The sequence below is a fragment of the Paraburkholderia sediminicola genome (assembly GCF_046026855.1).
Classification (GTDB): Bacteria; Pseudomonadota; Gammaproteobacteria; order Burkholderiales; family Burkholderiaceae; genus Paraburkholderia; species Paraburkholderia sediminicola_A.
The window spans coordinates 79,301-85,742 of record NZ_JAQQET010000042.1 but is presented as its reverse complement, the minus strand read 5'-3'; the positions used below and the strand labels follow the sequence as shown (position 1 = coordinate 85,742).

Sequence of the window (6,442 nt, the reverse complement as noted above, 5' to 3'; positions counted from 1 at the left end):
GGGTAATCGGGATTGCCCGCCGGCGGCGTCCGACTCCGGCTCGAGCGAACCTGAACGCCGGACTTCGCTGTCAGATTCTCTACGATTGAGGAGGTGTGTCAGATGAGTGACGAACGAATCAAAACCGTTGTCGAGGATCTAGAACGAACGCTGCTAGTTTTCATTCGAAAGCATCAAATCACACATGACGAGTACCGGCACGCTACAGATCTTCTGGTCAGTTCGATCACGGCGGGCGAGGACTCGCTTCTACTTGATGTATTTTTCGCGGCCGAGGCCACCGACATTGGCAACCTCGGGCGAAAGGCAAGTCCGCAGGCGATCGAAGGCCCCTTCTACGTACCTGGCGCGCCCGCACTAGAACCGCCGTATATCGTCCCGCAGCGCCCCAACGAAGGCGGCGATCCGCTGTACTTCAGTGGTTGCGTTACCGGCGCGGACGGTGAGGCACTCGCCTGCACGGAAATGGATTTCTGGCAGGCGGACGCCGACGGTCTCTATTCCAACATTCATCCCGGCATTCCCGACTGGAACCTGCGCGGTCGTTTTAGAACGGACGCCCAAGGTCGCTTTGAGGTCAAAACCATCTTGCCACCTCCGTATGAGATCCCCAAAAATGGCCCAGCCGGCCGGCTTCTCAGTGTCTTGGGCCGGCACTTCTTCCGACCGGCGCACCTGCACGTGAAGCTTCGTCACTCCGGTTACAAGGAATTGACTTCACAGATCTATTTTCAAGGAAGTGATTATATTGACAGCGATGTTGCCAATGCCGTTCGGGATGGGCTGGTCGTACCGTTGCGACGGAAGGACAGCGCATCTGAACTTGCTGCCCGGCACTTGCAACGAGCCTATTGGGAGGTGAGGTACGACTTCGCCCTGATGCCGGACTGAAGCCGCTGCAATAGCAGGGACGATGGGTAGGAACACGCGCATCTTCTCATTTGACCGCCCTCTTCTCCGTAAGCACGTCGCTCGGCGAGCAGACCGATCGCATGATCCAAATTGGCATAGGAGGCGCAGTTGGAACACAACACAGAGCACCCCACCATCGCTTTCGGCGACACAAGGCGACAACAAGCGATTCCCGCTACGCCGCAAGCGCTACTCGCAGCGGTACTGGCCGCCAATCACCGAACAGCGGATCCGCGTCTCAAGCAGGTTATGGATGCGCTGATACGGCATTTGCATGCGTTCGCGCTGGAGGTTCAGTTGGCATATGAGGAACTCGAACCCGGTCTGGACTTCCTGATTCGCATCGGCAAGACAACCGGCCCAGAAAAGAACGAGGGCATCCTGCTCGCCGACATTCTGGGACTCGCTACGCTGGTCGGCTTGATCGACGCCAAGACGGCGCTGGCCGCCGGCGGTGCCGAGCCGGCACTAATCGGCCCGTTCTGGCGCGCCAATCAACCGACCCGCGAGTACGGAGCCGATATCGCCGCCGCTGGCACACCGGGTGACAAGATGATCGTCACGGGTCGCGTACTGTCACTGGACGGGAAACCCATTGTCAACGCTCGCGTCGAAACCTGGCAAGCGTTACCCGCAGGGCTTTACGAAAATCAGGACCCCCACCAAGAGGACATGAATCTGCGGGCAAGATTTGAGACCGATGAGCTCGGGCGCTTCTCGTTTCGGAGTGTCCGCCCTGCGGGATATGCGGTTCCAGTCGATGGTCCGTGCGGCGACCTGCTCGCATTGCAACGACGCGGCATCATGCGTCCCGCGCATCTGCATTTCATCGTTCTTGCCGAAGGTTTCAGGACACTTTCGACGCAAATATTTGACGCCGACGATCCGAACGCTTACTCCGACGTGGTGTTTGGCGCGGTTGGATCCCTGTTGCGCCGATTCGAGCAAGACCCTGACGGCATTTATCGGCTCGACGTTGAATTGCGGCTGGAGCCAGGAGTCATGCGCATCCCCATGTGCCCTGTGCCCTGATCGTCAATCTTGGATCTAATACGACTTCGGTAGGTCGAGTACTCGTTCTGTGATGTAGCAAAGAATCATCTCCCCGCTTACCGGCGAGATGAGCGGAATCATTGCTTCGCGCAGATAGCCCTCGACGTGATACTCCTTGGCATAGCCGAAGCCTTCATGTGTGAGAACCGTGCGTGCAAGGTGTCACGAATCCAGAAATTGACCGGGTATACGTCCGGTCACGCAGCGAAACATTTCTATAAACGAACTCGCGTTCTCATACCTGGCATCGCTGGCAACTGAAGTGACTGGCTGGCCACAATGAAAGCGAACAATCGAATCATGAATTCTCCATTGCCGCCGCCATTGCGAAAACGTGAGACCCGTTTCCTTTCGGAACAGTCTTTCTAGCGTACGCGTGCAACCCCTGGCGAAATGGGGCCACTCAGCGAGAGAACGGTTATCTGCATGATCTCCATGGAGTGCGAAGCAAATCCTCCTTAACCGTGAATCAACAGGTTCCGAAAAAGAGAGAACACCCAATCGCTCGACAAACGAAATTCCAATACCAAAAGATCGATGATCTTGGCCTTCTGACTATTCTCTCCAAACCATTGGTTACCTTCGACCGAACTGCCTACCAGTTCACCAAAGAGCGGAGACACCAGGATGGAGCAAACAGAACGAGAAAGCCTTGGGGCCAAAAAACCCGAGATCCGCAAGTTTCCAAGTTTTACATCCGTCGATGCAATAACTTCGTGTTGAGTGCCTTCTGGGATCCAGATCCCTTTTTTTCCCTGCCACCAGGAATACCTGCGCCCCCACTCTTACAGTTAAAATTCCGGCAGTCACAACCTGGCCGCGGTAATGGCAGTGAGCGTCGATCTTACCGCCAAGAACGAGCTCCAATTCTGGACGAAGAATAGGCGCTGGGCCGGTTTCCGCTTCCAGCATTGCTACTGTAGCGGCACTCAAGCAGCATGGACGTCGTACTCCAGCGGCAGGGCAAAACTCCGTAACCAGCCCTGGCGCGCTTTAACTATGCCAGGGGCCAATCTCCCGTTTCCGGCATAGACGGTATTGCGGCAACGGCCGGAAGATCGAGCAACGCGAGATATCCCGAATGCGTCTCCGTACGGTCGAGGTTAATCCGGCATTCTTTGCGGACAAGACGCGACTCCATCGTTTCGCGGCCTCACCCGCGTTGATTCAATGCGGGGCCAAAGCAAGCGCCGAAAGTGCCAGCCATGTTCACACCTGAGTGGCGAAGTCTGAGCGATTGCGCACAGCGATGAGTTTGCTGTTGTGACGCATTTGCGATGCTTCAAGGGGTTGAGATGATCGACTTAGCACAGTATTTGACCGAAGCAGGAGCGCGTGCAAATCAGCCTCGACGCATCATTGACCAATGCATTCGCGAACTCGGAAAACTGCCGTGCGAGAGCTCACCGGCGGGAGCTTTTCCAGACGTACCCATTTCTTCTTTTCGGAGAACACCTTGCGCCTCCCGCTTCTTCCCTATTCCGAACTGCATCCCGAACAACGTCCGCTCTACGAGGACATGCGCAAGGGAATTGAAACCAGCTTCAAGGGTTTCACGGCGATCGACGCTGCCGGCAAGTTGATTGGCCCCTGGAACCCATGGTTGCACTTTCCGAAATTTGGTGGCCCGGTCTGGAAACTGGTCAAGTCGTTGTCGAGCTCCCCGTCATTGTCTCGGCCCGTGCGCGAAATTGCGATTCTCGTTACGGGCGCGAAATTTCACTCCGCCTACGAGATTTATGCGCACGTTCTCGTCGCGGAACTACGCGGTTTGTCGGATGAAAAACTCGCGACGATCATCGCGGGCCAGCGGCCAAGCAACCTGACGAGCGAGGAAGGCATCGGCTACGACCTGGCGTCAGCGCTGTTGTCCGGCGGCGTACTGCCAACCTTGACCTACAACCGCTCCGTCGCGATATTTGGTCAGGACGGCACCGCGGAATTCATCTACCTGGTGGGCTTGTACTGCATGGTGTCGGTCACACTGAATGGTTTCGACGTGCCAGTACCCGAGACTGCCGACAAGTAAGCGCTGCGTAATGTTCAAACACGCCCGGCGGTTTTGTTGCGGTAAGGATTGGATAAGACTGACAGATGCTTTCGAGGAACCGGCAAATACGAGTCAATTCATGAACGTTGCTAGCGAGAGGAATATCAAGTGGAGCGAGAGCGGCCTGAGTGCCGAGGAGGTCGTGGCAACATATCAGAAAGTGAATTGACATCTGCTCACGTTTCTTTTCGTCTGCTTCATGATGTCGTATCTCGATCGCATCAACATTGGGTTCGCGCAGTTGCAGATGAAGCAGGACCTTGATTTCAGTGACGCTACTTACGGCCTTGGCGCCGGTATTTTCTTTTTGAGGTACCGAGCAACTTACTCCTTGAAAAAATTGGCGTCCGCAGATCCATGATGCGCATCATGATTGGTTGGGGTGCGATCTCCGCCTGCATGATGCTCGTCTCCAGTCCGCTCGCCTTCTACGTCGTGCGTTTTCTGCTTGGTGCATTCGAGGCCGGGTTTCTGCCGGGAATCATCCTCTATCTGACCTACTGGTATCCCGGCTCGCGCCGGGCACGCATTATTGCGATTTTCATGAGCGCGGTAGCGGTTGCCGGGTTAATTGGCGGTCCGCTCTCCGGTTGGGTGATGAGTTCCATGGCGGGTGTCTATGGACTAAAGGGCTGGCAGTGGATGTTTTGTATCGAAGGCCTGCCCACCTTGCTTCTGGGGCTGGCCGTCCCGGCGATACTTGTTGACAGGCCGAACGACGCGAAGTGGCTGACCACGCGTGAGAAGAAAATCATTGAGCAAAGCGTGTCCGCGGAACAGTTGCCTGCAAGTGACCGGCATGGACACACTTTCGGGAAGGCGCTGAAGGATCCGGTCGTCTATGTCCTCGGATTTATCTATTTCACAATCATTTGTGGCATCTACGCGATCGGCTTTTGGCTGCCAATCATCATTAAGGGTACCGGTGTGGCCAATGTCTTCTCGATTGGCCTGTACTCGATGATCCCCTACGGTTTGGGAGCTGCTGGTATGATTTCGATCGGACGTCATTCCGACATCCGAATGGAACGCCGCCGGCACCTTGCGTTCTGCTGTGTCCTCGGCGCGCTCGGACTGGTCTTCCTTGCTGCCGCAACTCGGAACCTGTCCCTCTCGCTTGCAGCGATTTCCCTGGCAACAATCACCTTGTTCGCCGCGATGCTCGTCTTCTGGGCTATCCCCACTGCCTACCTGTCCGGTTCAGCCGCCGCGGGCGGCATTGCGCTAATCAATAGCATCGTACTCATCGGTGGCTTTGTGAGCCCTACGTTGATGGGCTGGGCAAAGTCGACTAGCGGCTCGTTCATGAGCGGTCTCTATCTCATGGCAGTACTGCTCGTGAGTGGGGCAATCGCCGTCCTGGCAGGTACGTCGAAGGCCATGTTGCATGAAGTCCCGGCCGACACGTTGTTGCAATCATCCGCCAAGAACTAGGATAGGTTGTCGTCGCTGCCGGATCTGCGTCGACAACCGCACGAACGGCACCCTGTTACGCCGCCCGTCGTACGTCGCTAGGACCATAACCGAATTTTTGGCGGAAGCGCGCAGTAAACCGTGACGGACTGCTGTAGCCGATCTCCAGCGAAATCAGCGTTACCGAGAGGTCAGTGACCTGTAACAGTGTGAGAGCCTTCGACATTCGAACGTCGATTAGCAGTTCATGAAACGACGTGCGTTCAGCGGATAGACGGCGGCGTAGCGTCGCTTCGCTCAGACCCAGTGACTCTGCCATAAGCGGAGCTGTCCACGCAGTGGACAGCTCATCCGCTATCCTGCGCCGCACCTGCGTCGCCAGTGCAGGGCGTTGACTGTGGCCGAAGTATGCGCCATCGTGGTCGAGCCACGTGAGCAATTCGGTCATTCTGATTCTCGCGACCTCAGTGGGAATGTCAGTCTGGCGCAAGATGCCTTCCCTGGCATGCGCGAACGCCTTCAGAAAGGAAGTTCCGCCCGACTTCAGAGCGTGAACGTCTCCGATCCGCGTTCCCTTGACTGGGCCTTCTGAATATTGGGCTGTAACGGTGCCGTCGCATGTCAGCCATTGAGCCTCATAAACGCCGGTCTTGTTACAGGGCGTTTTGAAGGCATCGAAAGTATGCTGCGCTGCTATTGCAATTGCGCGGCCGGACTCAAGGACATGCTCCTGCCCTCCCCACTGCACGCGTGCACATCCTCGAAGGATCACAACGATCGCTGGATTCTCAAGCCGGATCCGCGTCGTCAGCAGTTCGTGAGCGTGAGAGACGTGGGCCGTCGCTCCTACGTGCTCGCGAGCGGCAATGGCATGCGTCATTCCTAGTCCCTCTGTTTGAATCCGAAGGCAGCCGATCGGTTATGCAAACAGAAGATGCCCTGTCTGCCTCCATACCCTCCGATCTATTGCGATCGGGATGCAACACACACTGGCTATTGTCTCTGTCTCGGTCG

6 protein-coding genes and 1 pseudogene are annotated in these 6,442 nt (G+C 56.4%); 4 read left to right on the top strand and 3 right to left on the bottom strand.

What is annotated here, in order from left to right:
* The first annotated feature begins 102 nt into the window (after nt 1-102).
* Both PQR40_RS33975 and PQR40_RS33970 read left to right on the top strand, forming a co-directional pair.
* Entirely contained in the window at nt 103-891 is a 789-nt protein-coding gene (locus tag PQR40_RS33975; RefSeq protein ID WP_408242127.1) for a dioxygenase family protein, read from the top strand.
* A 129-nt stretch (nt 892-1,020) separates the two neighbouring features.
* Nucleotides 1,021-1,944, top strand: coding sequence for a dioxygenase family protein (locus PQR40_RS33970; protein WP_408510772.1), 924 nt, complete (start codon nt 1,021-1,023; stop codon nt 1,942-1,944).
* A 15-nt stretch (nt 1,945-1,959) separates the two neighbouring features.
* Here PQR40_RS33970 and PQR40_RS33965 read toward each other — a convergent pair.
* Both PQR40_RS33965 and PQR40_RS33960 read right to left on the bottom strand, forming a co-directional pair.
* A pseudogene (locus PQR40_RS33965) lies at nt 1,960-2,112 on the bottom strand (acyl-CoA dehydrogenase family protein); the annotation flags it as partial.
* A 15-nt stretch (nt 2,113-2,127) separates the two neighbouring features.
* Nucleotides 2,128-2,466 (bottom strand): helix-turn-helix domain-containing protein, encoded by a 339-nt coding sequence (locus PQR40_RS33960; RefSeq protein ID WP_408510771.1) that lies wholly within the window; start codon nt 2,464-2,466, stop codon nt 2,128-2,130.
* A gap of 955 nt (nt 2,467-3,421) precedes the next feature.
* On the opposite strand from PQR40_RS33960, the gene PQR40_RS33955 reads away from it, so the two are divergent.
* The gene (locus PQR40_RS33955) at nt 3,422-3,994 is read left to right on the top strand and encodes a carboxymuconolactone decarboxylase family protein (protein ID WP_408510770.1); all 573 of its coding nucleotides are present in this window, start codon (nt 3,422-3,424) and stop codon (nt 3,992-3,994) included.
* 378 nt (nt 3,995-4,372) lie between these two features.
* Complete coding sequence (locus PQR40_RS33950; protein ID WP_408510769.1) at nt 4,373-5,449, top strand: MFS transporter; 1,077 nt, start codon at nt 4,373-4,375, stop codon at nt 5,447-5,449.
* Between the two features lie 55 nt (nt 5,450-5,504).
* On the opposite strand, the gene PQR40_RS33945 is transcribed toward PQR40_RS33950, so the two are convergent.
* Nucleotides 5,505-6,308, bottom strand: a complete 804-nt coding sequence (locus PQR40_RS33945) for a helix-turn-helix transcriptional regulator (protein WP_408242115.1) — start codon at nt 6,306-6,308, stop codon at nt 5,505-5,507.
* Between the last annotated feature and the right edge of the window lie 134 nt (nt 6,309-6,442).

Bases quoted from the DNA above. Each gene is read 5' to 3' on its own strand.
- PQR40_RS33975 (WP_408242127.1), top strand. From the start codon at position 103: ATGAGTGACGAACGAATCAAAACCGTTGTCGAGGATCTAGAACGAACG.
- PQR40_RS33950 (WP_408510769.1), top strand. From the start codon at position 4,373: ATGATGCGCATCATGATTGGTTGGGGTGCGATCTCCGCCTGCATGATG.
- PQR40_RS33945 (WP_408242115.1), bottom strand. From the start codon at position 6,308: ATGACGCATGCCATTGCCGCTCGCGAGCACGTAGGAGCGACGGCCCAC.